Genomic DNA, 25,783 nt, shown 5'->3' on the forward strand with positions numbered 1-25,783 from the left:
ATGACCGACGCGCCCGCCCCCCATGTCCCCGTCCTGATCGCGCCGCTCATCGCGGCCGCTGGCGAGGTGCGCGGCACCTGGCTCGACGGCACGTTTGGGGCGGGCGGCTATACCCGCGCGCTGCTCGCGGCGGGGGCGGAGAAGGTGATCGCGGTGGACCGCGATCCGACCGTCTTCGAGATGGCGCAGGACTGGGCAGGGGCCTATGGCGAACGCCTCGTCCTGCAGCCCGGCCGCTTCTCGCAGCTCGACGAGCTGGCGACCGGGCCCCTCGACGGCGTCGCGCTCGATCTCGGGGTCTCGTCGATGCAGATCGACCGGGCGGAGCGGGGGTTCAGCTTCCAGAAGGCGGGTCCGCTCGACATGCGGATGGGCGATGACGGGCCCACCGCAGCCGAGCTGTGCAACGCTCTGCCCGAGGGCGAGCTGGCCGACACCCTCTACCTCTACGGAGAGGAGCGGGCCTCGCGCCGGATCGCCCGCGCCATTGTCGCCGCACGGCCGGTCACGACGACCGACCAGCTCGCCGAGATCGTGAAATCCTGCCTGCCGCGCCAGAAGCCGGGGCAGAGCCACCCCGCGACCCGCACCTTCCAGGCGCTGCGGATCGCCGTGAACGCCGAATACCGGGAGCTGGCCGAGGGGCTGATGGCCGCCGAGCGCGCGCTGCGCCCCGGCGGCACGCTCGCGGTCGTGACGTTCCATTCCGTCGAGGACCGCATGGTCAAGCGCTTCCTCCAGATCCGCTCGGGCCGGGCCGGGGGCGGCAACCGCCACGCGCCGGCGACCCGGGAGATCGCCCCCGGCTTCGAGCTGGTGACGCGCAAGGCGGTCGATCCGGACGAGGGCGAAGTGGCGCGCAACCCGCGCGCCCGCAGCGCGCGCCTGCGCGTCGCCCGCCGGACCGATGCCCCCGCGCGGGCCGTCGATCCGGCCGAGCTGGGAATGCCGATGCTGAAAGGGGAACGGGGATGAAGGGACTGCTCTACGTCCTGTCGGCGATCGCCGTGATCGCGCTGGGCTTCTGGGCCTACCAGGAGAACTACCGCACGCAGACCACGATCCGAGAGGTCGGGCAGCTCAACGCCCGGATCGGGGCGGCGCACGAGCGGCTGAACGTGCTCAAGGCCGAATGGGCCTATCTCAACCGCCCCGAGCGCCTGCGCGAGCTGGCCGATCTGAACTTCGACAGGCTCGGCCTGCTGCCGATGACGCCCGAGAGCTTCGGCCATGCGGCCGACATCCCGCTGCCGCTGCCCCCGATCCCGGAGCTGGGCATCATCACCGATCCCGTCGAGGTCTCGTCCGACCTGCGCGGCCCCAACGGGGAGGAACCGCTGTGATCCGAACGCCGCTACGCCCGCTCGTCCGCATCCTCTCCGCCCGGGACCGGGGCGAGAACCCGGACGCCATCGCCGCCGAGAACCTGCGCCTGCGCCACGAGGCGATGCAGGACAAGGCCCGCGCCCGCGCCGAAGGGCGCCTGCTGGTGCTGGGCGCGTTCTTCTTCCTCGCCTTCGCCGCCATCGGCACCAAGATGGGCGCGATCTCGGGCACCGAGGCCGAGGAGCCGCGCGCCACCGCCGCCGGCAACCCGATCATCAACCAGCGCGCCGACATCACGGACCGGGCCGGGCGCGTTCTCGCCACCAATCTCGAGACCCACGCGCTCTACGCCCAGCCGCCGCAGATGATCGACCCCGCGCACGCCGCGCGCGAGCTGGCGCGCATCTTCCCCGAGCTGGACGAGGCGGAGCTGCTGGAGGATTTCACCGGCGAGCGCCGCTTCCTCTGGATCCGCCGTCAGATCAGCCCCGAGCAGATGCAGGCGGTGCACGACATCGGCGATCCGGGCCTGCTCTTCGGCCCGCGCGAGATGCGGCTCTATCCGAACGGGCCCATCGCGTCCCACATCCTCGGCGGCGCGTCCTACGGGCGCGAAGGCGTGGACAGCGCCGAGGTGATCGGCGTCGCGGGGGTGGAGCGCTACTTCGACGCCTGGCTGCGCGACCCCGCCAACGAGGGGCAGGCGCTGGAGCTCTCGCTCGACCTCACCGTGCAGGCCGCGATGGAGGAGGTGCTCTCCGGCGGCATGACGGTGATGGAGGCCGAAGGCGCGACCGGCATCATCATGGACATCCATACCGGCGAGATCGTCGCGATGGCGAGCCTGCCCGACTTCGATCCCAATGACCGGCCGCGGCCCGTGCTGGGCAACGATCCCTCGATCAGCCCGATCTTCAACCGCGCGGTGCAGGGCGTCTACGAGCTGGGTTCGGTGTTCAAGATCTTTGCCGCGGCGCAGGCGATCGAGCTCGGCCTCGTCAACGCGCAGACGATGATCGACACGCGCGGGCCGATGACCTGGGGGCGTTTCCGCATCCGCGACTTCCACGATTACGGCCCCGAGCTGACGGTGCGCGACGTGATCGTCGAAAGCTCCAACATCGGCACCTCGCGCCTCGCCCTGATGATCGGCGCCCCGCGCCAGCGCGAGTTCCTGGGATCGCTCGGCTTCCTCGAGCCGACGCAGGTCGAGATGGTCGAGGCGCCGACCGGGCGGCCGCTCCTGCCCGCGCAATGGTCCGAGATCTCGCTGATGACGATCTCCTACGGTCACGGCATGTCCTCCTCGCCGCTGCACCTGGCTCAGGCCTATGCCTCGCTGCTGAACGGCGGCACCCGGGTGGATGCCACGCTGCTGCGGCAGGACGGCCCCGTCGCCCCCGGCCCCCGCGTCGTGTCCGAGAGCACGAGCGCCGACGCCCGCGAGATGCTGCGCGCCGTGGTGACGGAAGGCACGGCCAGCTTCGCCGACGTGCCGGGCTACGAGCTGGGCGGCAAGACGGGCACGGCCGACAAGCCGCGCCCCACGGGCGGCTACTATACCGACCGGGTCATCGCGACCTTCGCCGGGGTCTTTCCCGCCTCCGATCCCGAATACGTGGTGATCGTCTCGCTCGACGAGCCCGAGACCTTCGCCGCGGGTGAGCTGCGCCGGACCGCGGGCTGGACGGCCGTTCCGGTCGCGGCCGAGCTCGTGCGCCGCACCGCGCCGCTGATGGGCCTTCGCCCCGAGATTGCGGCCCTCGACCCGGAAGGTGTAACAGCGGTGTCGAGCAACTGACGCCAACCGACCAGCATCCGGGGGACCCGGCATGACCCGACCGAGCAAGACCCTGGCCGATCTCGGCCTCAGGGCCGCGGGCGGCCGCGACCTCGCCGTAAGGGGGCTGACCGCGGATTCGCGCGAGGTGGCTCCCGGCTTCCTCTTCGCGGCGCTTCCGGGCAGCGCCCAGCACGGCGCCACCTTCGCCGGGACCGCGCTCGCCCGGGGGGCGGGGGCGATCCTCACCGATGCCGAGGGCGCCCGGATCGCCGCCGCCCATCTCGCCGGGTCCGATGTCGCGCTCGTCGTGGCCGAGGATCCGCGCGCCGCGCTGGCCGCCGCCGCCGCGCTCTGGTTCGGGGCCCAGCCCGAGACGATGGTCGCGGTGACGGGCACCAACGGCAAGACCTCGGTCGCCAGCTTCTGCCGGCAGATCTGGATCGCGCTGGGACGGAAGGCGGTCAATCTCGGCACCACGGGCATCGAGGGGGCCTGGACGTATCCGCTGCGTCATACCACGCCCGACCCTGTCACCCTGCACCGCGCGCTGGCAGAGGCGCGGGACGCGGGCGTCACCCATTGCGCGATGGAGGCCTCGTCCCACGGGCTCGACCAGCGGCGGCTCGACGGGGTGATGCTGGCCGCGGGCGGCTTCACGAACTTCACGCAGGACCATCTCGACTACCACCTGACCATGGCCGGCTATTTCCGCGCCAAGATGGGCCTGTTCCACCGCGTCCTGCCGGACGAGGCGGTCGCCGTGGTCAATCTCGACGATCCCAAGGGGCCCGCCGTCGCCGACATCGCGCAGGAGCGCGGGATGGAGGTGATCGGGGTCGGTGCGCGCGAGGGCGCGCGGCTGCGCCTGCTCGGCCAGCGCTTCGACGCCACGGGGCAGGAGCTGCGCTTCGACTGGCAGGGCCAGGCGCAGATGGTGCGGCTCGACCTCATCGGCGGCTTCCAGGCGGCCAACGTCCTGATGGCCGCCGGACTCGTCATCGCGGCCGGCGAGTCGCCCGAGGAGGTCTTCGCCGCGCTGCCCTCCCTCGTCACCGTGCGGGGCCGGATGCAGCATGCCGCCACGCGCGAGAACGGCGCAACCGTCTTCGTCGACTACGCGCACACGCCCGATGCCGTCGCCACGGCGCTGAAGGCGTTGCGGCCGCATGTCCTCGGCCGGATCGTCGCGATCGTCGGGGCGGGCGGGGACCGCGACCGGGGCAAGCGTCCGCTGATGGGCGCCGCCGCGGCCGAGAACGCGGATACCGTCATCGTCACCGACGACAATCCCCGCAGCGAGAGCCCCGCCGGCATCCGCGCCGCGGTGATGCAGGGCGCGCCGGACGCGATGGAGGTCGGCGACCGCGCCGAGGCCATCCTGCGGGGGGTCGACCTGCTCGGCCCCGGCGACGCCCTGCTGATCTGCGGCAAGGGACACGAGACCGGCCAGATCGTCGGCGACGCGGTCCTGCCCTTCGACGACGTGGAACAGGCCAGCGTCGCCGTCGCCGCGCTCGAGGGGCGCGTGTGACCGGGGGGAATCGCCCGGCGCCGGGGCCCGCCGCCCGGCTTCGCGCCCTGCTCTTATCTTGCCTCAAATACCTCTCGGGGGGGGCGCGCAGCGCGGGGGGGCAGACAGCCCCCCCTCCGCCCTCGCCGCCGGAGGCGCCGCTCTGGACCGCGCGGGACGCCGCCGCCGCGACGGGCGGGACCGCGACCTGCGACTGGCAGGCGACGGGCGTCTCCATCGACACCCGCACGCTGCGGCCGGGCGATCTCTTCGTCGCGCTCGCCGCCGCGCGGGACGGTCACGATTTCGTCGCGCAGGCCCTCGCGAAGGGGGCCGCCGCCGCTCTCGTCACGCATCGCCCGGACGGCGTTGCCGGGGACGCGCCGCTCCTCGTGGTGGACGAGGTGCTGCCGGCGCTCGAGCGGCTCGGTGCCGCCGCCCGCGCCCGGACCGGCGCCAAGGTCGTGGCCGTGACCGGCTCGGTCGGCAAGACCTCGACCAAGGAGATGCTGCGCGCCGTCCTGTCGGACCAGGGCCGCACCCATGCGGCCGAGGCCTCCTACAACAACCATTGGGGCGTTCCGCTCACGCTCGCCCGGATGCCGCGCGAGACCGACTTCGCGGTGATCGAGATCGGGATGAACCATCCCGGAGAGATCGCGCCGCTCGCGGCGCTGGCGCGGCCCCATGTCGCCCTCGTCACGACGGTCGCGCCGGCGCATCTGGAAGCCTTCGCGGACGGGCTGGAGGGGATCGCGCGCGAGAAGGGAGCGATCTTCGGCGCGCTCGAATCCGGCGGCACGGCCGTGGTGAATGCCGATCTGCCCACGACACCGATCCTGAAGGCCTCTGCCGCCGGCGCGGCGCGGATCGTGACCTTCGGGGCAGGGGCGGATGCGCTCTACCGCCTGTCCGAGGCGCGGGTGCGCCCCGGCGCGACGGTCGGCCGGGCCAGCGCCGCGGGGACCGACATCCTTCTGAAGGTCGGGGCCGAGGGGGCCCATTTCGCGCGCAACGCGATGGCCGTGCTCGCCGCGGTCGAGGCGATGGGCGCCGACCGGGCCCGGGCGCTGATCTCGCTGGGGCGTTGGGCGCCGCCCGGCGGGCGCGGCACCCGCGAGATCGTCACGATCGATCCCGCCATCGCCGACGAGACGCTCGAGCTGATCGACGACGCCTTCAACGCCAATCCCGCCTCGCTCTCCGCCTCGCTCGCCGTGCTCGCGGCCGGCCGTCCCCGCGACGGCGAGGGGCGGGTCTCGCGCGGGCGGCGGATCGCGATCCTCGGCGACATGCTCGAACTGGGGCCGGACGAGGCCGCGCTCCACGCCGCCATCGCCGCAGATCCTTCGATGGCGGGGATCGACCGCCTGCATTGCGTCGGCCCCCTGATGCGCCACCTCCACGAGGCCCTGCCGGAGGAGAAGCGCGGCCGCTGGGCACCCACGCCCGAGGCGCTGAAGGGCGAGATCGGCCGGCTGGTCGATGCCGGCGACGTGGTGCTGGTCAAGGGCAGCAAGTCGAGCCGCGTCTCCACCCTCGTTGACGCCATCCGCGGGATCGGGCATCGCGGCGGGGCGGCGGCAGGGGCGACGTCATCGGCGGCGGATCCCGCGCCGGAATCTGCGCCGGCGGGGATCGCGGCGGGGCCGAGGGAGACCGACTGACATGCTCTACTGGCTGACGACGCTCTCCGAGGGCGGCGATTTCTTCAACCTGTTCCGCTACATCACCTTCCGCGCCGGGGGGGCCTTCCTCACCGCGCTGGTCTTCGGCTTCCTGTTCGGCCCGCCGCTGATCAACGTGCTGCGCCGGACCCAGGGCAAGGGCCAGCCGATCCGCCTCGACGGGCCGGAGGGGCACCTCGTCAAGGCCGGCACGCCGACGATGGGCGGGCTGCTGATCATCGCGGCGCTCACCACCTCGACCCTGCTCTGGGCGCGGCTCGACAATTCCTACGTCTGGATGGTGCTGTTCGTGACGCTGGGCTTCGCGGCGATCGGCTTCGCCGACGACTGGGCGAAGGTGAAGAAGCAGAGCTCCGCCGGGGTGCCGGGGCGGGTCCGTCTTCTCATCGGGTTCGTCATCGCGGGCCTCGCGGCGGCCTGGGCGGCCTGGCACCATCCGGCCGAACTGACCGGCCAGCTCGCCTTCCCGATCTTCAAGGCCTACCTGCTGGATCTCGGCGTGCTCTTCGTGCCCTTCGGAATGATCGTGATCGTGGGCGCCGCCAACGCGGTGAACCTCACCGACGGGCTCGACGGCCTCGCCATCATGCCGGTGATGATCGCGGCCGGGACCTTCGGCATCATCGCCTACGCGGTGGGGCGCACCGATTTCACCGAGTATCTCGACGTGCACTACGTCCCCGATACCGGGGAACTCCTGATCTTCACCGCCGCGCTGATCGGCGGCGGGCTCGGCTTCCTGTGGTACAACGCGCCGCCCGCGGCGGTCTTCATGGGCGATACCGGCTCGCTCGCGCTCGGCGGCGCGCTCGGCGCGATCGCCGTCGCGACCAAGCACGAGATCGTGCTCGCCATCGTCGGCGGCCTCTTCGTGGTCGAGGCGCTGAGCGTGATCATCCAGGTCTTCTACTTCAAGCGGACCGGCAAGCGGGTCTTCCTGATGGCGCCGATCCACCACCATTACGAGAAGAAGGGCTGGGCGGAACCGCAGATCGTGATCCGGTTCTGGATCATCGCCCTGATCCTGGCGATGATCGGTCTGGCCACGCTGAAGGTGCGCTGAGCGGCCGGCGGCCGCCGAAGGCCGGGGGCTTCGTGCCCCCGGACCCCCGCGGAGTATTTCCGGCAAGATAAGAGCGGAAGGTCGTCCCCTGGCCGGTTCCGGGCGGACCGGATGCGGCCCCTCTGGTCGGGGCCATGGTCCCGGGCGATCTTCTGCCGGGGCGGGTCAGCCGCCCTCGCGCCGGGCCCAGAGATCGGGGCGCCGCTCGCGCGTGAGACGTTCGGCTTCGGCCCGGCGCCAGCGGGCGATCTCGGCATGGTTGCCGGAGAGCAGGACCGGAGGGATGGGCCGGCCCTCCCATTCGGCGGGCTTCGTGAACTGGGGATGTTCGAGAAGCCCGTCCGAGAAGCTCTCCTCCTCGGCGGAGGCGGTGTTTCCGAGCAGGCCGGGGCGCAGGCGGATCGTCGCGTCCAGCACCGCCTGGGCCGCGATCTCGCCTCCCGTCAGGACGAAATCCCCCAGCGAGACCTCCTCGATCCCGAAGCCGTCGATCACCCGCTGGTCGAGCCCCTCGAACCGGCCGCAGATCAGCGTCAGCCCGTCGCAGGCGGCGAAGCGGCGCGCCGTCGCCTGGTCGAAGGGCCGTCCCCTCGGGGACAGGTAGACGAGCGGCATCCGCCCGCGCACGCCCTCGCCGGCCTCGGCGATCGCGGCGGCCATCACGTCGGGCCGCAGCACCATGCCCGGCCCGCCGCCGGCGGGCGTGTCGTCGACATTGCGGTGGCGCCCGATCCCGTGGGCGCGCAGGTCGATGCAGCGCAGGCTCCACAAGCCGTCCCTGAGGGCGCGGCCGGTCAGGCTCTCGCCCAGCACGCCGGGAAAGGCGCCGGGGAAGAGCGTGACGACCTGCGCCCGCCACGCCCCGGCGAGGTCCGGCGTGTCGGTCATCAGGTCGCGGGGGCGGACGGAGGGCCGGGCGGCGAGGCGCCCGGCGGCGCGGGAGGGGGCGGGATCGGTCATGTCCCGCCCATAGCGCGGCGCGGAGGGGGGCGGAAGATGCCGCCCCCTCCCGATGCGGCCGTCAGGCCGCGACGGCGATGATGCCGAACAGCACCAGAAGGAACAGCACCAGCACGATGCCGATCAGGATCTTGGCGCCGGTCATGGCGGCGCCGGAGATGCGGCCGAAACCGAGCAGGCCGGCAATCGCGGCGACGACGAGGAGGATGAGGATCCATTCGATCATGGGGGGCTCCTTTTCTGATGTCCCGGGCCGTGCGGGATCAACCCCGGGCCTTCCCCGGCGCAACGTGTGCCCCGGCGCGAGGTTCCCCCCCTCGGCCGCCGCGGCGCGGTTCGGCCGGGGATGTGGCGGACACTCAACCCCCGGCCGTCCCGGCGGGCGACGGCGCCCAGCCGGCGAGGCCGGCGGCCCGGGCCAGCGCAGCCTTCTCGGCCGCGAGGCGGGGATCGGGCATGTCGGACCGGTTGAGCTCCAGCAGCCGCGCGGCGAGGTCGGGACGGGGGCCCCGATTGCCGTGACCGACGGGCTCGAACCCTTCCATCTCGGCCTCGGTCCAGCCGAAGGTGGCGAGCAATGCGCCCCCGGGCCCAAGCCGATGCTCGCGCGCCGTCTCCAGCGGCAGGGTGCGGACCGGGACCGGGGCCAGCGCGCCGGCCAGGTCCGCTGCCGCCGCGCCCAGATCGGCCGCCGCCCGGTGGGCCTCGGCGAAGGCGGCCTCGTCCTGCCGCAGGCGCTGGCCGAGGAGGTGGTGCCGCCACGCGCTGGAGAGCCAGTCGCCCGGATCCCGGGTCGTGAGCACGATGTCGATCGCGGCCTGCGGAAACCGCTCCTGCGCCCAGGTCACCACCGCGCCGATCGTGACGGGCGCGGCCGCGTAATCCTCGACCCCCGGCCAGCCGGGCAGGTGGCCGGCCAGCCCCTCGGTCGAGATCAGGAGATCCGCCTCCGCGCAGAGCGGCGGATCGGCGAAGGCGGCGTCGAGCGCCTCGACCATGTCGACGACGAAGAGCGGGTTGGCGCTGCGGCTGTAGGCGGCGCAGAGCTTCGTCACCGGGGCGAGGTGGCGCAGCATCCGGAGGTCGGCGCGCGTCGCGATGCGCTGGCGGTTCGACCAGAGGAAATGCTGGATCGACGAGGTGCCGGTCTTGTGGAAGCCGGGATGCAGGTGGATGCGGCGCGGCACGGACGGGGCCCCCTAAAGGATACGGGGGCCATCCTGAAGACGGGCCGCGGCCAGGGCGAGTCCCCCCGGGGGCGTCCGGGGAGGCAGGTGTGGACGCGGGGCCGCACCCGGCCTAGAGCGCGCCCTCGGGCGGATCGACGACGAGGCGACCGGCGGCGAGGTCGACGGCCGGCACCACCTCCATCGTGAAGGGCAGGAGCAGGGTCGCGCTGCGGCCGGGTACCGCGATCTCGAGCAGGTCGCCCGCGCCGTGGTTCTGCACCGCGCGCACCGTCCCGATCTCGGCCCCGCCGGTATCGACGACGGTCAGCCCCTCGAGGTCGGAATGGTAGTATTCCTCCTCGTCAGGTTCGGGCAGGCGGGCTCGCTCGGCATAGAGCTGGGTGCCCTTCAGGGCCTCCGCCTCTTCCCGGGTGGCGATGCCGTCGATGCGGGCGGTCAGCGCCCCCTTCGTGGCGCCGGTCAGGCGGATGGCGGGGTAGCTCCGCCCGGACGCGTCGGTCAGGGGGGCATAGGCCGCAATGGCCTCGGGCTGGGCGCAGAAGCTCTTGAGCCGCACCTCGCCATGGACGCCGAAGGCGCCGCCGATGGCCCCGACGATGACCTTGTCCTGCATGTCCCTCGCCCTTTCAGCGGGTCCCCGAACGAAAGGGACCGGCCGCGAGGGCCGGTCCCGGGAGAGGATCACTCCTCCGCCGCGGCCTCTTCGGCCGGCGCGGCGTCGCGGGCGGCCTTCTTGTCCGCGCGCTCCTGCGCGGCCTTGCCCGGCTTGGCCTTGTTCGGGTTGTTGCGCGTCGTCTTCTCGCGCAGGCCCGCGGCCTCGAGCATCCGGGCGACCCGGTCGGTCGGCTGGGCGCCCTTGTCGAGCCAGTACTGGACGCGGTCGGTGTCCATCTTCACCCGGTCCTCGCTGTCCTTGGGCAGGAGGGGGGCGTAGGTGCCCAGCTTCTCGAGGAAGCGGCCGTCGCGCGGCATGCGGCTGTCGGCGGCGACGATCGAGTAGTAGGGGCGCTTCTTGGAGCCCCCGCGGGCGAGACGGATCTTCATGGCCATCGTGTCTTCTCCTTCGAATGGCTTTGGGTCAGCTCTGGTGCTGTTCGTGGTGGTGGATGACTTCCTGGATGATGAAGGCCAGGAACTTCTTGGCGAAGGCGGGGTCGAGATCGGCCTGGCGGGCGAGCTCGGTAAGACGGGCGATCTGGGCCTCCTCGCGGACCGGATCGGCGGGGGGCAGGTCATGCTCGGCCTTGAGCCGGCCGACGGCCTGGGTGTGCTTGAACCGCTCGGCCAGCGTGAAGACGAGGATCGCGTCGAGCCGGTCGATCGACTCGCGATGCTCGCGCAGCAGGGCGGCGGCCTTTTCCACGGCGTCACTCATAGTCGAACTCGGGGCGGGGGTAGCGCCAGCACTGGCAGCCGTCGATGTCGCCCGCCTCGTCGTGCGCGGCCCCCAGCTTCTGCGCCAGCGCGATGGCGCGGTCGTTGGCGGGGGCGATGTAGCTGACCAGCGTGTCGCGGTTGAGCGAGTAAAAGGCGTTGTTGCGGGCGGCGCGGGTCGCCTCGAAGGCGTAGCCGTGACCCTCGCCCTCCTCGGTGAACATGAAGCCGAGCTCCAGCTCGGGATCCCCGGCCTCGTGGTTGAGCACGACGAAGCCCACCGTCTCGCCCGTCTCCTGCACCTCGACGGCCCAGAGGCCGCAGCCGCGCAGGATCCAGGAGGCGGTCATCTGCAGGAAGTCCTGCCACGCCTCGTCCTCGTCCATCGGGCCGTCGAAATGGACGGCGCGCTGGGTGGTGGCGATGCCGCGGTAATGCGGCCAGTCCTCGAGATAGGGGGCGCGCAGGATGATCCGGTCGCGGGCGATGCGGGGCAGGGCGCCGGCGATGCGGTCGACGGCCACGGCGGACTGGCCGTGGACCGGCTCCTGCCAGGGATGGATCTGCGATGTCTCGGTCATGCGGTCCTCTGGGGGAGGGGGTGGCGGAAGACGAGGGTCGGGGCGCCGCCGGGCGTGGCGGCATCGTCGTCGCGCACCGCGCCGAGGCGCTGCGCGAGGCGGATCGACGCGGTATTGCGCGGATCGACATAGGAGACGAGGCCCGGCAGGTCGGCATCGGCCGTCACGTGGTCACGCAGCGCGGCCGCCGCCTCGGTCGCGGCGCCCCGTCCGCGTCCGGCGGGATAGAGCACCCAGCCCATCTCGACCTCAGGGAAGGAGGGGGGGCGGTGGATGCCGACATGGCCGAGCGCGGCGCCCGTCGCGCGATCCTCGATCATCAGCGAGCCGTAGCCCTGCAGGTGCCAGCTCGCCGTGTCGTGGCAGAACCAGCCCCAGGCCGTCTCCTCGCCGTGGGGGCCGTCCATGTAGACTGCCTCGTCCGAGGCGAGGAAGGCGGCATAGGCCGGAAAGTCGCCCATCGCGAAGGGGCGCAGCGTCAGCCGGTCGGTGGTGAGCGTTGGGATCATGCGCCCTCCGGCCGGGTGTGGCGGTAGACCAGGACGGGCTTGTCGCCCGGCGCGGGCGCATCCGGATCGTGGACCGCGCCCAGCCGCTCGGCCACGCGGATCGACGGGGCGTTAGCCGGATCGATGTAGCTGACCATGCTGGTCCAGTGCAGGACCCGCCATGCATGGTCGATGGCGGCGCGGGCCGCCTCGGTGGCGATGCCGGTGCCCTCGGTCTCGGGCGACAGGATCAGCCAGCCGATCTCGGTCTCGGGCCAGTCGATCGGATACCAGGGACCGATCAGGGCCAGGCCCTCGTCCTCGGCCCCGCGCCGCGTGACGGTCCACATCCCGTATCCGCGGATGTCCCAGTGCCCGAGTTCCGCGGCGAAGCTGCGCCAGGCGTCGCGCTCGCTCTGCGGGCCGCCGATGAAGCCGGACCGCTCGGACATGAAGAAGCCGCGCACCGGCTCCCAGTCGCGGGAATCGGGGCGGCGCAGCACCAGGCGTTCGGTCTCGAGCCGTTCCATCACGCGGCCTCCTGCGCGGGCCGGGGATGGCGCCACCGCTCCACCTCGCCGCCATGGTCGTAGACATGGATCCCGTCGCGCACCGCGCCGAGGCGGCGGACCAGGGCGAGGGAGGGGGCATTGCCCGGGGCGATCAGCGAGACGAGCGGCGGCAGACCCCGGTCAGCTGCCCAGTCCCGGGCGGCGACGGCCGCCTCGACGGCGTAGCCCCGCCGGTGATGCGCCGGGTAGATCACCCAGGAGAGTTCCGGCTCGTCCAGCCAGCCGGGATGCCAGATGCCGACACGCCCGACCGGCCTTCCCGCCGCGTCCGAGACCCAGAACGTGCCGTATCCGCGGATCACCCATTGCCCGGCATGCATCGCGCAGGAGGACCAGGCGTCCCGCGGATCGTCCGACGGCCCGCCCAGGAAGCGCGACGCCTCGCTCGCCACGAAGCCCGCGAAGGCCGCGACGTGATCGGGCGTGCAGGGGCCGAGCGTCAGCCGTCGGGTGTGCAGGACGGGGATCACGCCTGGTCCCCGCGCTTGCACGAAACCGACCTACGCGCCGCGAAGGTCCCATTATGTCGGGCCGAACCTGTCACTTCTTCTTCCCGAAGCCCGACAGGCCGGAGGGCAGGCCGCCGCCGCCGAGGCCGGGCAGGCCGCCGCCGCGGGGCATCGACCGCCCCAGCGCCTGCGCCGCCTGCTCCATGGCCTTGGGGTCGTTCATGTCGGGCATGGCGCCGCCACCAAGACCCTTTGCACCCATCATCTGCTTCATGGCCTGCTTCATCATGCCGCCCTTTCCCATGCGGCCCATCTTCTTCATCACGTCGGCCATCTGGCGGTGCTGCTTGAGCAGCTTGTTCAGCTCGCTCACTTCCAGCCCGGCGCCGGCCGCGATCCGCTTCTTGCGCGAGGCCTGCAGCAGGTCGGGCTGGGCCCGCTCGCGCTTGGTCATCGAGTTGATGAGGGCGATCTGGCGGCGGATCATGGTGTCGTCCATGCCCGCCTCGGCGGCCTGCTTCTGCATCTTGGCCATGCCGGGCATCATGCCCATCACGCCTTCCATGCCGCCCATCTTGATCATCTGCTCGAGCTGCATCCGCAGGTCGTTCATGTTGAACTGACCCTTCTGGAAGCGCTTCATCATGCGCTCGGCCTGCTCGACCTCGAGCGTCGCCTGCGCCTTCTCGACGAGGGAGACGATGTCGCCCATGCCGAGGATGCGGCCCGCGATGCGCTCGGGCTCGAAGGTCTCAAGCGCGTCGACCTTCTCGCCGGTGGCGACGAAGCGGATCGGCTTGCCCGTGACCTGGCGCATCGACAGCGCCGCGCCGCCGCGCCCGTCGCCGTCCATCCGGGTGAGGACCACGCCGGAGACCCCGATGCGCTCGTCGAATTCCTGCGCCACCTCGACCGCGACCTGGCCCGTCAGGCCGTCGACGACCAGCAGCGTCTCGCGCGGATTGACCGCGTCGCGCACCGCCGCCGCCTGGGCGATCAGCTCCTGGTCGATATGCAGCCGCCCGGCCGTGTCGAGCATGTAGACGTCGTAGCCGCCGAGACTGGCCTGCGTCCTGGCCCGCTTCGCGATCTGGACCGGATCCTCGCCCTTGACGATCGGCAGCGTGTCGACGCCGATCTGGCTGCCGAGGATGGCCAGCTGCTCCATCGCCGCGGGGCGGTTGGTGTCGAGCGAGGCCATCAGGACCTTCTTGCCCTCGCGCTCCTTCAGGCGCTTGGCGATCTTGGCGGTCGTCGTGGTCTTGCCGCCGCCCTGCAGGCCGACCATCAGGATCGGCGCGGGCGGGTTGTCGATCTTGAGCCGGCCGGGATCGCCCTCGCCAGTGAGGACCGCGATCAGCTCGTCATGGACGATCTTCACGACCTGCTGGCCCGGCGTGACCGATTTCGTCACCGCCGCGCCCGTCGCCTTGGCCTCCACCGCCTTGACGAAGGATCGCGCCACGGGAAGCGAGACATCCGCCTCGAGCAGCGCGACCCGCACCTCGCGCAGGGCGGTCTTGACGTCGTCGGCCGACAGCGCGCCCGCCTTCGTCAGGCGGTCGAAGACGCCGCCGAGACGGTCGGAGAGGGATTCGAACATGCGCGCGCCTCCGGGGCTGTATCAGGTGGCCCCGAGATAGGGACCGGCGAAGCAAACGACAAACGCCCCCGTGGGCGCACCTGCGCTGACGGGGGGCGATCCCCGGGACCGTCCCGGGGACCGGAAGCGTCGTGGGGCTTCCGGAACGCCGCGCGTCTACGCTGGGGCAGGGCGCGGAGTCAAGGCGCGGGGGGGCCTGGGCGCCGAGCGGGAGGGAAGGGACGGGCGAGCCCTTCCCCTCGCCGGCGGGGCGCAATAGCGTCCTCGCCGGAACGGGGGACGACGGGACAGGAACCGTGATGAAGAACTGGGACGAGGTCCGTACCGCCTATTTCGTCGCCCGCGCCGGGACGGTCAGCGGCGCGGCCGATGCGCTCGGCGTGCACCACGCGACGGTGATCCGCCATATCGACGCGCTCGAGGCGCGGCTGGGGGTCAAGCTGTTCCAGCGCCATGCCCGGGGCTACACCCCCACCGAGGCCGGCGCGGACCTGCTGCAGGTCGGGCAGGCCACCGACGACCAGTTTAACCAGCTCGAGAGCCGGATCCGCGGCCGGGGCGAGAGCGTGTCGGGCGACCTCACCGTCACCACGCTGACGATGCTCGCGCCGCTGATGGTGCCGGTCCTGCACGACTTCCAGCAGGCGAATAGCGGGCTGATCGTGCGCTATCTCGTCGGCGCGCGCCTGTTCCGCCTCGAATATGGCGAGGCGCATGTCGCGATCCGGGCCGGCGCGCCGCCCGAACAGCCCGACAACGTCGTGCGCAAGCTCTCCCAGATCCGCCCCGCGCTCTACGCCGCGCCGGGCTATCTCGCCCGCCACGGCCGACCCGAGCGGCCCGAGGACACGGACGGGCACCTCTATGTCGGCCCCGACGACGAGGGCAGCCGCGCACCCTTCCACGCCTGGATGGCCCGGAACGTGCCGCGCGAGCAGGTCGTGTTCCGCACCGGCGACGATACGACCGGGGTCGAGGCGGTCCGCGCCGGGGCCGGGATCGGCTTCCTCACCGGCTGGCAGGCCGAGGGCCTGGGGCTGGAGCGGCTCTGCGATCCGCGAGAGGACTGGGCGGCCGACCTGTGGGTCGTGACCCATGTCGATCTGCATCGCACGACCAAGGTGCAGGCCTTTCTGGCCGCCCTGCGCGAGGCGGTGGCGACCTGGCCGGAATGACCTCTGCGGGGGGAGGACCGGGACAGGGGCCGGGACAGGGGCCGGGACAGGGGCCGGGGCAGGGGCGGGATCGGGCGGTCGACGGGGGACCGGCGCGCGGCCATCTCGCGATGCTCGTCTTCTCGCTGATCGTCGCGGGCAGCTTCGCGCTCGGCTCGCGGGTTGCGACCCTGATCGACCCCGCCGCGCTGAACGCGGTGCGCTTCTGGCTCGCCGCCCTCGTCATCGGCGCGGCTTTGCTGGCGCGGGGGGCGGGACTGGCGGGCGCCGCCCGCGCGCCCTGGCGCTACCTCGTGCTCGGCGGGCTCTACGCCGTCTACTTCGTGCTGATGTTCGAGGGGCTGAAGACGGCGAGCCCCGTCAGCAGCTCGGCCGTGTTCACCCTGACGCCCGTCCTCTCGGCCCTGTTCGGCCGGGCCCTGCTGCGGCAGCGCGTCTCGCCCCGGATCGCGGCCGCCCTCGCCATCGGCGGGGCCGGGGCGATCTGGGTCATCTTCCGCGCCGATCTCGCGGCGATCCTGCGCTTCGAGATCGGCCGGGGCGAGGCGGTGTTCCTCGTCGGCTGCGTCGCGCACGCGCTCTATACGCCGATGGTGCGCCGCCTGAACCGGGGCGAGGCGCCGCTCGTCTTCACCTTCGGCACGCTGCTGGGCGGCGGGGCGATCCTCACCGCCTGGGGCTGGCGCGGCATCGCGGCGACCGACTGGGCGGCGCTGCCGCCGATCGCCTGGATCACGCTCCTCTACCTCGCCCTCTTCGCCTCGGCGACCACGGTCGTGCTGCTGCAATACGCGGCGCTCCGGCTCCCGGCCTCCAAGGTCATGGCCTATACCTACCTCACCCCGTCCTGGGTGATCCTGGTCGAACTGGCCGCCGGGGGCGGGGCGCCGCCCGCCCTGTCCCTGCTGGGCGTCGCGGCGACGATGCTGGCGCTTCTCCTCCTCCTGCGGGACGAGGAGGCTCAGCCCTCGCCCAGCTCTCGGGCGAGGAACGCCTCGAAGGCGTCGAGATCCAGCCCCTCCATCTGACCGAAGCCGGCCATCCAGACGCTCGCCTCGCGCAGCGCGCCGGGCTCGAGCTTGCACCAGGTGACGCGGCCGCGCCGCTCCTGGCTGATCAGGCCCGCCTCGGCGAGCACGCGCAGGTGCTTCGACACGGCCGCCAGCGACATCGGCAGGGGCGCCGCCACGTCCGTCACAGCCATGTCGTCCTCGAGCAGCATCGACAGGATCGCCCGCCGCGTGGGGTCGGCGAGGGCGAGGAAGACGATGTCGAGACGGGGCGCCATGCCCGCAGCGATGCGCCGCCCCCGGAGAAAGGTCAACCGATCGGTTGAACGTGCCGCCGGGGACCCTTCCCTCGGCCAGGCTCTTATCTTGCCTAAAATACTCAATCGAAACAGTGCCATGCGCACCACGTCGCCGGTTCCTTGACTCCGGTCCCCCCCGCCCTTAACCCCCTGCCAACCGGAACGGAGCCCCGCCGCCTTGACCGAGCCCCGCCAGCCGACCGACCAGGACCGCTTGAGAGATCTCGAGGCCCGGATCGCGGCGGCGAAGAAGGTCACGGAGCCGAAGCCCCATTCCGAGGAACACTATTCCCGGGCGCAGACCGCCTGGCGCATGGTGATCGAGCTTGTCGCCGGTCTCTCGATCGGCTTCGGCATCGGGTACGGCCTCGACACCCTTCTGGGGACGATGCCGATCTTCCTGGTGCTGTTCATCCTCCTGGGCTTCGCGGCCGGCGTGAACGTCATGCTGCGCACGGCCAGGGAGATCACGGATCAATCGGCGGGCCCCCGGCCCCCGGAACGCGAGGACGGCTGAGGTGGCGACAGAAGCGATCCACGGCGAGGAAACCGGCCTGGTCTTTCACCCGCTCGACCAGTTCCTGGTCACGCCGCTCTTCGGCGATGGCGGGGTCAGCTGGTTCACCATCACCAACGCCACCCTCTGGATGGCGCTCGGGGTGCTGCTGATCTGGGCGATCATGGCCTTCGCGACGCGGCACCGCTCGATCGTGCCGGGCAAGATGCAGTCGGTGGCCGAGCTGATATACGGCTTCATCTACAAGATGGTCGAGGACGTGGCCGGCCATGACGGGGTGAAGTACTTCCCCTACATCATGGCGCTGTTCCTCTTCATCCTCGCCGCCAACTCGCTGGCGCTGCTGCCGATGTCCTTCGCCCCCACCTCGCACATCGCGGTGACGGCGGTGCTGGCGCTCGCGGTTTTCATCACCGTGACGGTGATCGGTTTCGTCAAGAACGGCGCCGCCTTCCTCGGCCTGTTCTGGGTCTCGTCGGCGCCGCTGGCGCTGCGGCCGATCCTGGCCGTGATCGAGCTGATCTCCTACTTCGTGCGGCCGGTCAGCCATTCCATCCGTCTTGCCGGCAACATCATGGCCGGCCACGCGGTGATGAAGGTCTTCGCGGCCTTCGCGGCGATCACGCTCGTCTCGCCGCTCTCGATCCTCGCCATCACCGCGATCTACGGGCTCGAAGTGCTCGTCGCCGTGGTGCAGGCCTACGTCTTCACCATCCTGACCTGCGTGTACCTCAAGGACTCGCTGCACCCCTCGCACTAAGCGCGAACGGGCGGACAGGACCCCCTCGCAAGCCAATTCCAGTCACAGGAGAAAAGTCATGGAAGGCGATATCGCAAACATGGGCCAGTTCATCGGCGCGGGCATCGCGGGCCTCGGCACCGGGATCTCGGCCATCGGCGTCGGCAACGTCGCCGCGAACTTCCTCGGCGGCGCGCTGCGCAACCCGTCGGCGGCCGCCTCGCAGACCGCGACGCTCTTCATCGGCATCGCCTTCGCGGAAGCGCTGGGCATCTTCGCGTTCCTCGTCGCGCTCCTGCTGATGTTCGCCGTCTGATCGATCTCTCTTCGATCCTGTGACGGGTCCGGGGGCCGGTGCGCCGACCCCCGGGCCTTCGTCCATACAGCCGCGACCATCCCCGAGGGGCCGACATGGAACATGATACCGAAGACCTGCCGATCGGCGCCGACCTGGCGGTCGAGGGCGAGGCCATCGCCGACGGTCCGCTGACCACCGAGGTCGGCGTAAACGACGCGGCCCATGCGGCCGAGGCCGGCGCGCCCGGGATGCCGCAGCTCGACCCGACCGTCTTTCCCAACCTGATCTTCTGGCTGATCGTCGCGCTCGTCGCGATCTACTTCATCCTCAGCCGGATCGCCCTGCCGCGCATCGGGGGCATCCTCGCCGAGCGGTCCGGGACGATCACCAATGACCTCGCCGCCGCCGAGGATCTCAGGACCCGGGCCTCCGAGGCCGAGGGCGCCTACGACAAGGCGCTGGCCGATGCCCGCAGCGAGGCCAACCGCATCGTCGAGGAGACGAGGGCCGGGATCCAGAAGGATCTCGATGCCGAGCTCGCCGCCGCCGATGCCCGCATCGCCGAGCGCACCGCCGAGAGCGAGCGCGCCATCGGCGAGATCCGCGACCAGTCGGTCGCCAGCGTCCGCGAGGTCGCCCGCGACGTCGCCGCCGAGATCGTCTCGGTCATGGGCGTCGAGGCCGACCAGGGCGCCGTGAACGAGGCGGTGGACCGCCGCGTGGAGGGCTGACCGATGAAGAAGCTTCTGCTGGCAACCGCGTTGCTCGTGCCCGCCCCGGCCTTCGCCGCGGGGGACGTGTTTTTCTCGCTGCGCAATACCGACTTCGTCGTCCTGATCGCGTTCCTCGTCTTCGTCGGCATCCTGATCTTCGCCGGTGTGCCGAAGCAGCTCTCGGGCATGCTCGACAAGCGCGCCGACGGGATCCGCAAGGATCTGGCCGAGGCCCGCGCCCTGCGGGACGAGGCGCAGGCCCTGCTCGCCTCGTACGAGAAGAAGAAGGGCGAGGTGCAGGCGCAGGCCGATCGCATTGTCGCCAATGCCCGCGACGAGGCCGAGCGTTCGGCCGAGCAGGCCAAGGCGGACATCGCCACCTCGGTCGATCGCCGCATGGCCGCCGCCGAGGAGCAGATCGCCAATGCCGAGGCGCGGGCCGTGCGCGAGGTCCGTGACCGCGCGATCACGGTGGCCGTGGCCGCCGCCCGCGAGGTCATCGCCGGCCGCATGAGCGAGGACCAGGCCAACGCCCTGATCGACCGGTCGATCGACACGGTGGGCGCCAAGCTGCACTGACGCGCGGAACCCGGCCCCGATCGACGGGGCCGGCGACCGCAACCGACATGACAAAAGGCCCCGGAGCGATCCGGGGCCTTTTCTCGTGGGTCGGGGCGACGGCGCCGCCGGCGTGAAGCCGGCCGGGCACATGATCCTTCCCCGGACACGAGAAAGGGGCCCCGGATCGGTCCGGAGCCCCTTCCCGGGCGGCGTCAGATCGCCCCGGCCCGGGCCCGGGCCGGGGAACCTGCCGTCACTCGGCGTTCTCGATCACCTTGGTCCGCGTGGCGGCCGGGCCGGCGATCTCGATCCGGCGGGGCTTCAGCGCCTCCGGGATCTCCTTGACCAGGTCGATATGCAGCAGGCCGTCCGCCTGCTCGGCGCCCGAGACGCGGACGTGGTCGGCGAGGTGGAACCGCCGCTCGAAGGCGCGGGTGGCGATGCCGCGATGCAGGAAGGTCCGTTCCTCGCCTTCGTCGGCCTTGCGCGCGGCGACGATCAGGGCGTTCTCGCGGACCTCGACGGTGAGCTCGTCGGCGGTGAAGCCCGCAACGGCGACGGTAATGCGCCAGGCGTCGTCACCGGTCTTCTCGATGTTGTAGGGGGGGTAGTTGGTCTGGGCCCCGGTATCGGTCGTCATCAGCCGGTCCATCAGGTCGGCGACGCGGTCGAAGCCGACGGTGGCACGGTAGAGCGGGGCGAAATCGTAGGAACGCATGGGAATCCTCCATTGAGCGATGCCTTGTTTCCCGGGGCCTCCCATCCGGGGACGGACCCGTCGCGGCCGGGCCCCGTCATGGGCATCCCGTCCGCATCGCTCATGTGGGGAGGGGGATCGGGCCGGTCAAGACCTGCCGCGGGCCGCTCAGGGGCGCACGAACCGCGCGCCGAGCTCGCCCCTGTCCCCCGCCCCGAGGACGCGGATCCCCCCCGGGGCCGTGGCGCCGAAATCGGTGCCGGACAGGTCCGCGATGAGGCCGGCAAGGGGTGAGGTCGGCGCGCCGATGGCCACCGGGCGATCCTCGACCACGGCCTTGGCGGAAACGACCGAGACGATGCGCGGTCGCCCGTCGGGCCCGAGCTGGAAGACCGGCGCCCCGGACGAGCCGAAATCGACGAGGCAGGACAGGACGTAGACCCCGTCGCCGCCCCCCAGCACGTCGCAGCGTTCCTGCATCGAGGGCGCGTCGGCCCGGTCATGCGCATAGGACACGATCGAGACCGATTGCGCGGCCGAGATCACGTCGCCGACGCCGATCGGCTCCAGCCCCGGCAGGCGGATCGGCTGGCCCAGTTGCAGCAGCGCGACATCCTGCGCCGCGCCCTCCACCCAGTCGGCGCCGCGGAACACGTAGCTGCCCGGTATGGCCGAGCGGCGCACCGGCCGGGCCGCCGCGAAACGGCCGTCGCGGAACCCCGCCAGAAAGGTCATCCGCGCGTCGTCGACACGCTGCTGGCTCTCCGTCTCGAACAGGCAATGTGCCGCGGTGAGGACGAGATCGGGCGCGATCAGCGTGGCGGTGCAGAAGCCCTTGCCCTCGATCTCGAGCCGGCCGACCGCCTCCCAGCCGCGGGCGTCGTCCATCGTGCGGAAGGCGTTCAGCCCGCTGTCCTCGGCCGCGGCGGGGGCGGCGAGGGACAGCGCGAGGGCGAGGGCCTGGAGGGCGGGGCGAAGCATGGCCGATCCTGTCACCGGGGGGTGCCGCGACGCTAGGTGGACCTTGCGGCACCTTTGCGGCCCGGCCGCGGGCGGGGCAGGGCGGCCACGGGGCGTTTTTCAGCTCGGGCGCTCCTCAGCGCAGGCGTTCCTCAGCGCAGGATGGGCACCTCGCCGGGGCGGTCGCCGCCAAGGGCACGGGGCCGGGGGCCGCCCGTGGCCCAGTCGAGCAGCTCGACCGTGTGCACGACCGGAATCCCGGTGCCGCCGCCGATCTGCATCATGCAGCCGATATTGCCCGCCGCGATGACCTCCGGCGCCTTCGCCTCCAGCGTTCGGACCTTGCGGTCCCGCAGCTTCCCCGCGATCGCCGGCTGCATGAGGTTGTAGGTGCCCGCGCTGCCGCAGCACAGATGCGGATCGGCCGGCTCGACCACCTCGAACCCGGCCGTGCGGAGCAGGTCCTTCGGCGCGGCCTTGATCCTCTGCCCGTGTTGCAGCGAACAGGCGGCATGGTAGGCGACCCGCATCCCGGGGGCAGGCGCGTCCGCGGCGGGCGGCGCGTCGATGCCGGCGATGCCGTCGCGCGCGGGCCGCGTGGTGCGGACGTGATCGGGGTGGAGGAGATCGACCAGGACCTCGCTCACGTCCCGGGCGAGGGACGAGATGGCGGCGGCCTCCCCGGCCAGCGGCGAGGTGCGGAACATGTGCCCGTAATCCTTGACCGTCGTTCCGCATCCCGAGGTGTTGATCACGATCGCATCCAGTCCTGCCTTGGACTTTTCCGACATCCAGGCCCGTATGTTGCGGGCGGCAAAGCGGTGTGCGGCCTCTTCCTTGCCCATATGGTGCACGAGCGCGCCGCAGCAGCCCGCGCCGTCCGCGACGACCACCTCGGCGCCCAGCCGGGTCAGGAGCCGGATCGTCGCCTCGTTGATGTCGGTGTTCAGCGCCTTCTGCGCGCAGCCCGTCATCAGCGCGACCCGCATCCGCCGCGTCCCCTCGGCCGGGAAGACCTGCGGCGCGTCGCTCGGCGAGGGCGGCGGCAGATGGCGGGGCGCCATGTCGAGCATCGCCTTCAGCCGCGCGCCCGGCATCAGGCCCCGCAGCGGCCGACCCAGCCGCGCCGCCATCAGCGCGGCCCGGAACCGGCCCGGATGGGGCAGGATCTGTGCCAGCACCCATCGCAGCGCCCGGTCGGGCCAGGGGCGGGTGTAGCGCGCCTCGATATAGGCGCGGGCATGGTCGACGAGATGCATGTAATGTACGCCCGAGGGACAGGTGGTCATGCAGGCGAGGCAGGACAGGCAGCGGTCGATATGGGTCACGGTCCGCGGATCGGGGTCGCGGTCGTTCTCGAGCATGTCCTTGATCAGGTAGATCCGGCCGCGCGGGGAATCGAGCTCGTCGCCCAGCACCTGGTAGGTCGGGCAGGTCGCGGTGCAGAATCCGCAATGGACGCAGGCGCGCAGGATCTCGTTGCTGCGCGCGATCCCGGGATCGGTCAGCTGCTCGGGGGTGAAGGTCGTCTGCATCAGGCGTTCTCCCGGAGGGGGGCGGAGAACAGGCCCCGCGGATCGAATTTCCGGCGCAGGCCCTCGCTCAGCGCGGTCACCGCCGGGGACTCCGGCGGCAGGGCCGGCACCTCCGCCGGAACCGGGCCGCGCCGCACCAGGCTGGCCTGCCCGCCGAGCCGCGCCGCCGCGCCGCGCACGGCCTCCGCCCCGCCGGAGGGGACCGAGAGCCAGACCAGCCCGCCACCCCAGTCCAGCAGGGCCCGGTGATCCGTCCCGATCGCCGCCAGCAGCGCCGCCGCGCGCGAGGGCCGGATCGCGCAGCGCCAGATGGCGGCGTGGCCCCCGGCGAAGGCGGTCACGTCCCGCACCTCCCGCCAGAGGGCGGCACTGTCCGCCGCCTCGGCCCAGGTGCCGCCGAGGCGACCGCGCAGCGCCTCCGCGCGATAGCGCACCGACGCCGCCCGCCCCTCGAGCCGCAGCGCCGTGCGCCCGTCCGGCAGATGCGCCGCGCCGCTCACCTCGAACGGCGTGCCGAGGGCGCGCGACATCGCGTCCACCGCCCCGCCGGGAGCCAGACCCTCGGCGAGCAGCGTGCACTCGGTCTCGGGCACGGGAAGGGTCTTCAGCGCCACCTCGCTCAGCACGCCGAGCGTCCCGCGCGACCCGGCCAGCAGCCGGACGAGGTCGTAGCCGGTAACGTTCTTCATCACCCGGCCCCCGTTCGCGACGATCCGCCCGGTCCCGTCGACGAAGCGCAGCCCCAGCATCACGTCCCGCGCCGCCCCCGCCTGGATCCGGCGCGGGCCCGACACGTTCGCCGCGGCCACCCCGCCGATCGTCGGCACCCCGGTCGTGCCCAGAAGGGCCCGGTGATCCATCGGCTCGAAGGACAGGCGCTGCCCCTCGGCGGCCAGCGCCGCCTCGATCTCGGCCAGCGGCGTGCCCGCCCCGGCCACCAGCGTCAGGGCCCCTGGCTCGTAGAGGCGGATGCCCGACAGGCCGGCGGTGACCAGCGGCGTGCCGGCCGGGGCCATGCCGCGCGTATCGCCGCCGCGGACCGAAAGCGGTCCCGTCGCCCCGCGGATCGCATCCGCCAGTTCGCTCTCGCTCGTCGGCCGCAGCCCGTCCATGCTCTTATCTTGCTCCAAATACTCTCGGGGGGGGGGCTGCCGCAGGCAGCGGGGGGCAGACGGCCCCCCTCCTAACCCCGCCGCCCCGCGCTGGCCTCGAGGGGAAAGACCTTGGCCGGGTTCAGCAGCCAGGCCGGGTCGAACACGTCCTTGACGTCCATCTGCGCGTCCATGTCGTCGGGCCCGTACTGCACGCCCATCAGGTCACGCTTCTCGACCCCGACCCCGTGCTCGCCGGTCAGGCAGCCGCCCACCTCGACGCAGAGCCGGAGGATCTCGGCGCCGAAGGCCTCGGCCTTCTCGAGGTCGCCCTCGCGGTTCGCGTCGAAGATGATGAGGGGATGCATGTTGCCGTCCCCGGCATGGAAGACGTTGCCGACCCGCAGGCCGAACTGCTCGGACAGCTCGCCGATCCGGCGCAGGACGCGCGGCAGCTCGCCCACCGGGATCGTGCCGTCGAGGCAGAGATAGTCGCCGATCTGCCCCATCGCGCCGAAGGCGGACTTGCGGCCCAGCCAGATCCGCCCGGCCTCTTCGGCATCCTTCGCCCGGCGCAGCTCCACGGGGTCGTGGCGGCGGGCGATCTCCTCGATGAGGCCCAGCTGGTCCGCGATCTCCTCCTCCGAGCCTTCCACCTCGACGATCAGCAGCGCCTCGCAGATCGGGTAGCCGGCACCGGAAAAGGCCTCGGTCGCCTCGATGCAGGGGCGGTCCATGAACTCGATCGCGACGGGCAGGATCCCGGCGCGGATGATGTCGGCCACGCAGGCCCCCGCCACCTCCGAGCTGTCGAAGCCCATCAGGACGGGTCGCGCGCCCTCCGGCTTCGGCAGGATCCGCAGCGTCGCCTCGGTCACGATCCCGAGCTGCCCCTCCGAGCCGCAGACCACGCCCAGAAGGTCGAGGCCGCCGGCCTCCATCTGGCCGCCGAGTTCCACGACGCGGCCGTCCATCAGCACCATCGTGACGCCGAGGAGGTTGTTCGTGGTCACCCCGTATTTCAGGCAATGCGCGCCGCCCGAATTCATCCCGATATTGCCCGCGATGGCGCAGGCCAGCTGGCTGGACGGGTCGGGGGCGTAGAAGAAGCCCAGATCCTCGACCGCGCCGGTCACCGACAGGTTCGTGCGCCCGGTCTGGACGCGGATCAGCCGGTCCTCGGTCGAGATCTCCAGCACCTCGGTCAGCCGCGCCACGCCGAGGATGACGCAATCGGCCGTCGGCAGCGCCCCCCCGGCCAGCGAGGTGCCCGAACCGCGCGGCACGACCGGCACGCCCTCCTCGTGGCAGATCCGCAGCGCGGCCGCGACCTCTTCGGTCGAGGCAGGCAGGATCGCGATCAGCGGCGGGCAGCGATAGGCGGTGAGGGCATCGCATTCATAGGCGCGCGTCTCGGCCGGGTCGGCGATCACGGCATCCGGCGGCAGCACCTCGGACAGGCGCGAGACGAGCCGGGCCTTGAGGCCCATGATCCGGACATCGGGGGCGGGCATCTGCATCCGGTCTCTCCTCCCCGGGGGGCATCGGGCGCCGCGACGTCCGCATCCAAGCGCTTCGATCGGGTCGGGAATATAACCGCA

At 72.0% G+C, this 25,783-nt stretch carries 29 protein-coding genes and 1 pseudogene; 13 read left to right on the forward strand and 17 right to left on the reverse strand.

All coding sequences use genetic code 11. The features are described 5' to 3' along the window. The 6 genes from rsmH to mraY are packed head-to-tail and all read left to right on the forward strand — an operon-like array spanning position 1 to position 7,370. Complete coding sequence (rsmH, locus tag BUE30_RS14175; protein WP_073332317.1) at positions 1–975, forward strand: 16S rRNA (cytosine(1402)-N(4))-methyltransferase RsmH; 975 nt, start codon at positions 1–3, stop codon at positions 973–975. Then, positions 972–1,343, forward strand: coding sequence for a cell division protein FtsL (ftsL, locus tag BUE30_RS14180; protein ID WP_073332320.1), 372 nt, complete (start codon positions 972–974; stop codon positions 1,341–1,343). Before rsmH ends, ftsL begins: the two co-directional genes overlap by 4 nt. Next, positions 1,340–3,127 carry a peptidoglycan D,D-transpeptidase FtsI family protein gene (locus BUE30_RS14185; protein WP_073332324.1) on the forward strand — a complete coding sequence of 596 codons (1,788 nt, stop codon included), beginning with the start codon at positions 1,340–1,342 and terminating at the stop codon, positions 3,125–3,127. Before ftsL ends, BUE30_RS14185 begins: the two co-directional genes overlap by 4 nt. A 31-nt stretch (positions 3,128–3,158) precedes the next feature. After that, positions 3,159–4,640 (forward strand): UDP-N-acetylmuramoyl-L-alanyl-D-glutamate--2,6-diaminopimelate ligase, encoded by a 1,482-nt coding sequence (locus tag BUE30_RS14190; protein WP_073332327.1) that lies wholly within the window; start codon positions 3,159–3,161, stop codon positions 4,638–4,640. Beyond that, positions 4,637–6,286, forward strand: coding sequence for a UDP-N-acetylmuramoyl-tripeptide--D-alanyl-D-alanine ligase (locus BUE30_RS14195; RefSeq protein ID WP_244526372.1), 1,650 nt, complete (start codon positions 4,637–4,639; stop codon positions 6,284–6,286). The genes BUE30_RS14190 and BUE30_RS14195 overlap by 4 nt, the downstream gene beginning before the upstream one ends. A 1-nt stretch (position 6,287) precedes the next feature. Next, positions 6,288–7,370 carry a phospho-N-acetylmuramoyl-pentapeptide-transferase gene (gene mraY / locus BUE30_RS14200; protein WP_073332330.1) on the forward strand — a complete coding sequence of 361 codons (1,083 nt, stop codon included), beginning with the start codon at positions 6,288–6,290 and terminating at the stop codon, positions 7,368–7,370. Between the two features lie 165 nt (positions 7,371–7,535). On the opposite strand, the gene trmD is transcribed toward mraY, so the two are convergent. The 11 genes from trmD to ffh all read right to left on the reverse strand — a co-directional run bounded on the left by trmD (position 7,536) and on the right by ffh (position 14,587). Further along, the gene (gene trmD / locus BUE30_RS14205) at positions 7,536–8,330 is read right to left on the reverse strand and encodes a tRNA (guanosine(37)-N1)-methyltransferase TrmD (protein ID WP_073332333.1); all 795 of its coding nucleotides are present in this window, start codon (positions 8,328–8,330) and stop codon (positions 7,536–7,538) included. Positions 8,331–8,391: 61 nt separating this feature from the next. Then, complete coding sequence (locus BUE30_RS14210; RefSeq protein ID WP_073332336.1) at positions 8,392–8,556, reverse strand: DUF1328 domain-containing protein; 165 nt, start codon at positions 8,554–8,556, stop codon at positions 8,392–8,394. Between the two features lie 133 nt (positions 8,557–8,689). After that, on the reverse strand, positions 8,690–9,517 hold the full coding sequence (locus BUE30_RS14215; RefSeq protein ID WP_073332339.1) for a hypothetical protein: 828 nt from the start codon (positions 9,515–9,517) through the stop codon (positions 8,690–8,692). Between the two features lie 112 nt (positions 9,518–9,629). Further along, positions 9,630–10,133: a ribosome maturation factor RimM gene (rimM, locus tag BUE30_RS14220; protein ID WP_073332343.1), complete on the reverse strand. Its 504-nt coding sequence runs from the start codon at positions 10,131–10,133 to the stop codon at positions 9,630–9,632. Between the two features lie 68 nt (positions 10,134–10,201). Further along, positions 10,202–10,570, reverse strand: coding sequence for a 30S ribosomal protein S16 (gene rpsP / locus BUE30_RS14225; RefSeq protein WP_073332346.1), 369 nt, complete (start codon positions 10,568–10,570; stop codon positions 10,202–10,204). Positions 10,571–10,598: 28 nt separating this feature from the next. Further along, positions 10,599–10,895 (reverse strand): chorismate mutase, encoded by a 297-nt coding sequence (locus BUE30_RS14230; protein WP_073332349.1) that lies wholly within the window; start codon positions 10,893–10,895, stop codon positions 10,599–10,601. Then, entirely contained in the window at positions 10,888–11,475 is a 588-nt protein-coding gene (locus tag BUE30_RS14235) for a GNAT family N-acetyltransferase (protein ID WP_073332352.1), read from the reverse strand. Before BUE30_RS14235 ends, BUE30_RS14230 begins: the two co-directional genes overlap by 8 nt. Further along, positions 11,472–11,984 carry a GNAT family N-acetyltransferase gene (locus tag BUE30_RS14240; protein WP_073332355.1) on the reverse strand — a complete coding sequence of 171 codons (513 nt, stop codon included), beginning with the start codon at positions 11,982–11,984 and terminating at the stop codon, positions 11,472–11,474. Before BUE30_RS14240 ends, BUE30_RS14235 begins: the two co-directional genes overlap by 4 nt. After that, positions 11,981–12,493, reverse strand: coding sequence for a GNAT family N-acetyltransferase (locus BUE30_RS14245; protein WP_073332358.1), 513 nt, complete (start codon positions 12,491–12,493; stop codon positions 11,981–11,983). The genes BUE30_RS14240 and BUE30_RS14245 overlap by 4 nt, the downstream gene beginning before the upstream one ends. Beyond that, a complete protein-coding gene (locus tag BUE30_RS14250) occupies positions 12,493–13,005 on the reverse strand; it encodes a GNAT family N-acetyltransferase (RefSeq protein WP_073332362.1) in 513 nt (170 codons plus the stop codon). The genes BUE30_RS14245 and BUE30_RS14250 overlap by 1 nt, the downstream gene beginning before the upstream one ends. Before the next feature lie 70 nt (positions 13,006–13,075). Beyond that, the gene (gene ffh / locus BUE30_RS14255) at positions 13,076–14,587 is read right to left on the reverse strand and encodes a signal recognition particle protein (protein ID WP_073332366.1); all 1,512 of its coding nucleotides are present in this window, start codon (positions 14,585–14,587) and stop codon (positions 13,076–13,078) included. A 299-nt stretch (positions 14,588–14,886) separates the two neighbouring features. On the opposite strand from ffh, the gene BUE30_RS14260 reads away from it, so the two are divergent. Continuing rightward, positions 14,887–15,762 carry a LysR family transcriptional regulator gene (locus BUE30_RS14260; RefSeq protein WP_073332370.1) on the forward strand — a complete coding sequence of 292 codons (876 nt, stop codon included), beginning with the start codon at positions 14,887–14,889 and terminating at the stop codon, positions 15,760–15,762. A 95-nt stretch (positions 15,763–15,857) separates the two neighbouring features. After that, positions 15,858–16,790, forward strand: a pseudogene (locus tag BUE30_RS14265) (DMT family transporter); the annotation flags it as partial. Here the strand turns inward: BUE30_RS14265 and BUE30_RS14270 are convergent. Beyond that, entirely contained in the window at positions 16,724–17,050 is a 327-nt protein-coding gene (locus tag BUE30_RS14270; RefSeq protein ID WP_073332985.1) for an ArsR/SmtB family transcription factor, read from the reverse strand. The pseudogene BUE30_RS14265 and the gene BUE30_RS14270 sit on opposite strands and share 67 nt — an antisense overlap. Before the next feature lie 199 nt (positions 17,051–17,249). Here BUE30_RS14270 and BUE30_RS14275 point away from each other — a divergent pair, with 199 nt between their 5' ends. The 5 genes from BUE30_RS14275 to BUE30_RS14295 all read left to right on the forward strand — a co-directional run bounded on the left by BUE30_RS14275 (position 17,250) and on the right by BUE30_RS14295 (position 19,917). Next, positions 17,250–17,588 (forward strand): AtpZ/AtpI family protein, encoded by a 339-nt coding sequence (locus BUE30_RS14275; protein WP_073332377.1) that lies wholly within the window; start codon positions 17,250–17,252, stop codon positions 17,586–17,588. Between the two features lies 1 nt (position 17,589). Continuing rightward, positions 17,590–18,348: a F0F1 ATP synthase subunit A gene (locus BUE30_RS14280; RefSeq protein ID WP_073332380.1), complete on the forward strand. Its 759-nt coding sequence runs from the start codon at positions 17,590–17,592 to the stop codon at positions 18,346–18,348. Between the two features lie 58 nt (positions 18,349–18,406). Continuing rightward, complete coding sequence (locus BUE30_RS14285; protein ID WP_073332383.1) at positions 18,407–18,643, forward strand: F0F1 ATP synthase subunit C; 237 nt, start codon at positions 18,407–18,409, stop codon at positions 18,641–18,643. Between the two features lie 95 nt (positions 18,644–18,738). After that, complete coding sequence (locus BUE30_RS14290; RefSeq protein ID WP_083601400.1) at positions 18,739–19,356, forward strand: F0F1 ATP synthase subunit B'; 618 nt, start codon at positions 18,739–18,741, stop codon at positions 19,354–19,356. 3 nt (positions 19,357–19,359) lie between these two features. After that, the gene (locus tag BUE30_RS14295; RefSeq protein ID WP_073332386.1) at positions 19,360–19,917 is read left to right on the forward strand and encodes a F0F1 ATP synthase subunit B; all 558 of its coding nucleotides are present in this window, start codon (positions 19,360–19,362) and stop codon (positions 19,915–19,917) included. A 235-nt stretch (positions 19,918–20,152) separates the two neighbouring features. Here BUE30_RS14295 and BUE30_RS14300 read toward each other — a convergent pair whose 3' ends face one another. The 5 genes from BUE30_RS14300 to BUE30_RS14320 all read right to left on the reverse strand — a co-directional run bounded on the left by BUE30_RS14300 (position 20,153) and on the right by BUE30_RS14320 (position 25,702). Next, entirely contained in the window at positions 20,153–20,617 is a 465-nt protein-coding gene (locus BUE30_RS14300) for an Hsp20 family protein (protein WP_073332389.1), read from the reverse strand. 147 nt (positions 20,618–20,764) lie between these two features. Beyond that, a complete protein-coding gene (locus tag BUE30_RS14305; RefSeq protein ID WP_073332392.1) occupies positions 20,765–21,577 on the reverse strand; it encodes a trypsin-like serine peptidase in 813 nt (270 codons plus the stop codon). A 131-nt stretch (positions 21,578–21,708) separates the two neighbouring features. Continuing rightward, positions 21,709–23,091, reverse strand: coding sequence for a glycolate oxidase subunit GlcF (glcF, locus tag BUE30_RS14310; protein WP_073332395.1), 1,383 nt, complete (start codon positions 23,089–23,091; stop codon positions 21,709–21,711). Beyond that, complete coding sequence (locus BUE30_RS14315) at positions 23,091–24,194, reverse strand: FAD-binding protein (protein ID WP_073332994.1); 1,104 nt, start codon at positions 24,192–24,194, stop codon at positions 23,091–23,093. The genes glcF and BUE30_RS14315 overlap by 1 nt, the downstream gene beginning before the upstream one ends. Before the next feature lie 80 nt (positions 24,195–24,274). After that, positions 24,275–25,702 carry an FAD-linked oxidase C-terminal domain-containing protein gene (locus BUE30_RS14320; RefSeq protein WP_073332398.1) on the reverse strand — a complete coding sequence of 476 codons (1,428 nt, stop codon included), beginning with the start codon at positions 25,700–25,702 and terminating at the stop codon, positions 24,275–24,277. Between the last annotated feature and the right edge of the window lie 81 nt (positions 25,703–25,783).

It is taken from the genome of Wenxinia saemankumensis (assembly GCF_900141735.1).
Classification (GTDB): domain Bacteria; phylum Pseudomonadota; class Alphaproteobacteria; order Rhodobacterales; family Rhodobacteraceae; genus Wenxinia; species Wenxinia saemankumensis.

Coding starts and splice junctions, on each gene's coding strand:
- rsmH (WP_073332317.1), top strand. CDS start 1: ATGACCGACGCGCCCGCCCCCCATGTCCCCGTCCTGATCGCGCCGCTC.
- ftsL (WP_073332320.1), top strand. CDS start 972: ATGAAGGGACTGCTCTACGTCCTGTCGGCGATCGCCGTGATCGCGCTG.
- BUE30_RS14190 (WP_073332327.1), top strand. CDS start 3,159: ATGACCCGACCGAGCAAGACCCTGGCCGATCTCGGCCTCAGGGCCGCG.
- mraY (WP_073332330.1), top strand. CDS start 6,288: ATGCTCTACTGGCTGACGACGCTCTCCGAGGGCGGCGATTTCTTCAAC.
- trmD (WP_073332333.1), bottom strand. CDS start 8,330: ATGACCGATCCCGCCCCCTCCCGCGCCGCCGGGCGCCTCGCCGCCCGG.
- BUE30_RS14210 (WP_073332336.1), bottom strand. CDS start 8,556: ATGATCGAATGGATCCTCATCCTCCTCGTCGTCGCCGCGATTGCCGGC.
- rimM (WP_073332343.1), bottom strand. CDS start 10,133: ATGCAGGACAAGGTCATCGTCGGGGCCATCGGCGGCGCCTTCGGCGTC.
- rpsP (WP_073332346.1), bottom strand. CDS start 10,570: ATGGCCATGAAGATCCGTCTCGCCCGCGGGGGCTCCAAGAAGCGCCCC.
- BUE30_RS14230 (WP_073332349.1), bottom strand. CDS start 10,895: ATGAGTGACGCCGTGGAAAAGGCCGCCGCCCTGCTGCGCGAGCATCGC.
- BUE30_RS14235 (WP_073332352.1), bottom strand. CDS start 11,475: ATGACCGAGACATCGCAGATCCATCCCTGGCAGGAGCCGGTCCACGGC.
- BUE30_RS14240 (WP_073332355.1), bottom strand. CDS start 11,984: ATGATCCCAACGCTCACCACCGACCGGCTGACGCTGCGCCCCTTCGCG.
- BUE30_RS14245 (WP_073332358.1), bottom strand. CDS start 12,493: ATGGAACGGCTCGAGACCGAACGCCTGGTGCTGCGCCGCCCCGATTCC.
- ffh (WP_073332366.1), bottom strand. CDS start 14,587: ATGTTCGAATCCCTCTCCGACCGTCTCGGCGGCGTCTTCGACCGCCTG.
- BUE30_RS14260 (WP_073332370.1), top strand. CDS start 14,887: ATGAAGAACTGGGACGAGGTCCGTACCGCCTATTTCGTCGCCCGCGCC.
- BUE30_RS14270 (WP_073332985.1), bottom strand. CDS start 17,050: ATGGCGCCCCGTCTCGACATCGTCTTCCTCGCCCTCGCCGACCCCACG.
- BUE30_RS14285 (WP_073332383.1), top strand. CDS start 18,407: ATGGAAGGCGATATCGCAAACATGGGCCAGTTCATCGGCGCGGGCATC.
- BUE30_RS14290 (WP_083601400.1), top strand. CDS start 18,739: ATGGAACATGATACCGAAGACCTGCCGATCGGCGCCGACCTGGCGGTC.
- BUE30_RS14295 (WP_073332386.1), top strand. CDS start 19,360: ATGAAGAAGCTTCTGCTGGCAACCGCGTTGCTCGTGCCCGCCCCGGCC.
- BUE30_RS14300 (WP_073332389.1), bottom strand. CDS start 20,617: ATGCGTTCCTACGATTTCGCCCCGCTCTACCGTGCCACCGTCGGCTTC.
- BUE30_RS14305 (WP_073332392.1), bottom strand. CDS start 21,577: ATGCTTCGCCCCGCCCTCCAGGCCCTCGCCCTCGCGCTGTCCCTCGCC.
- glcF (WP_073332395.1), bottom strand. CDS start 23,091: ATGCAGACGACCTTCACCCCCGAGCAGCTGACCGATCCCGGGATCGCG.
- BUE30_RS14320 (WP_073332398.1), bottom strand. CDS start 25,702: ATGCAGATGCCCGCCCCCGATGTCCGGATCATGGGCCTCAAGGCCCGG.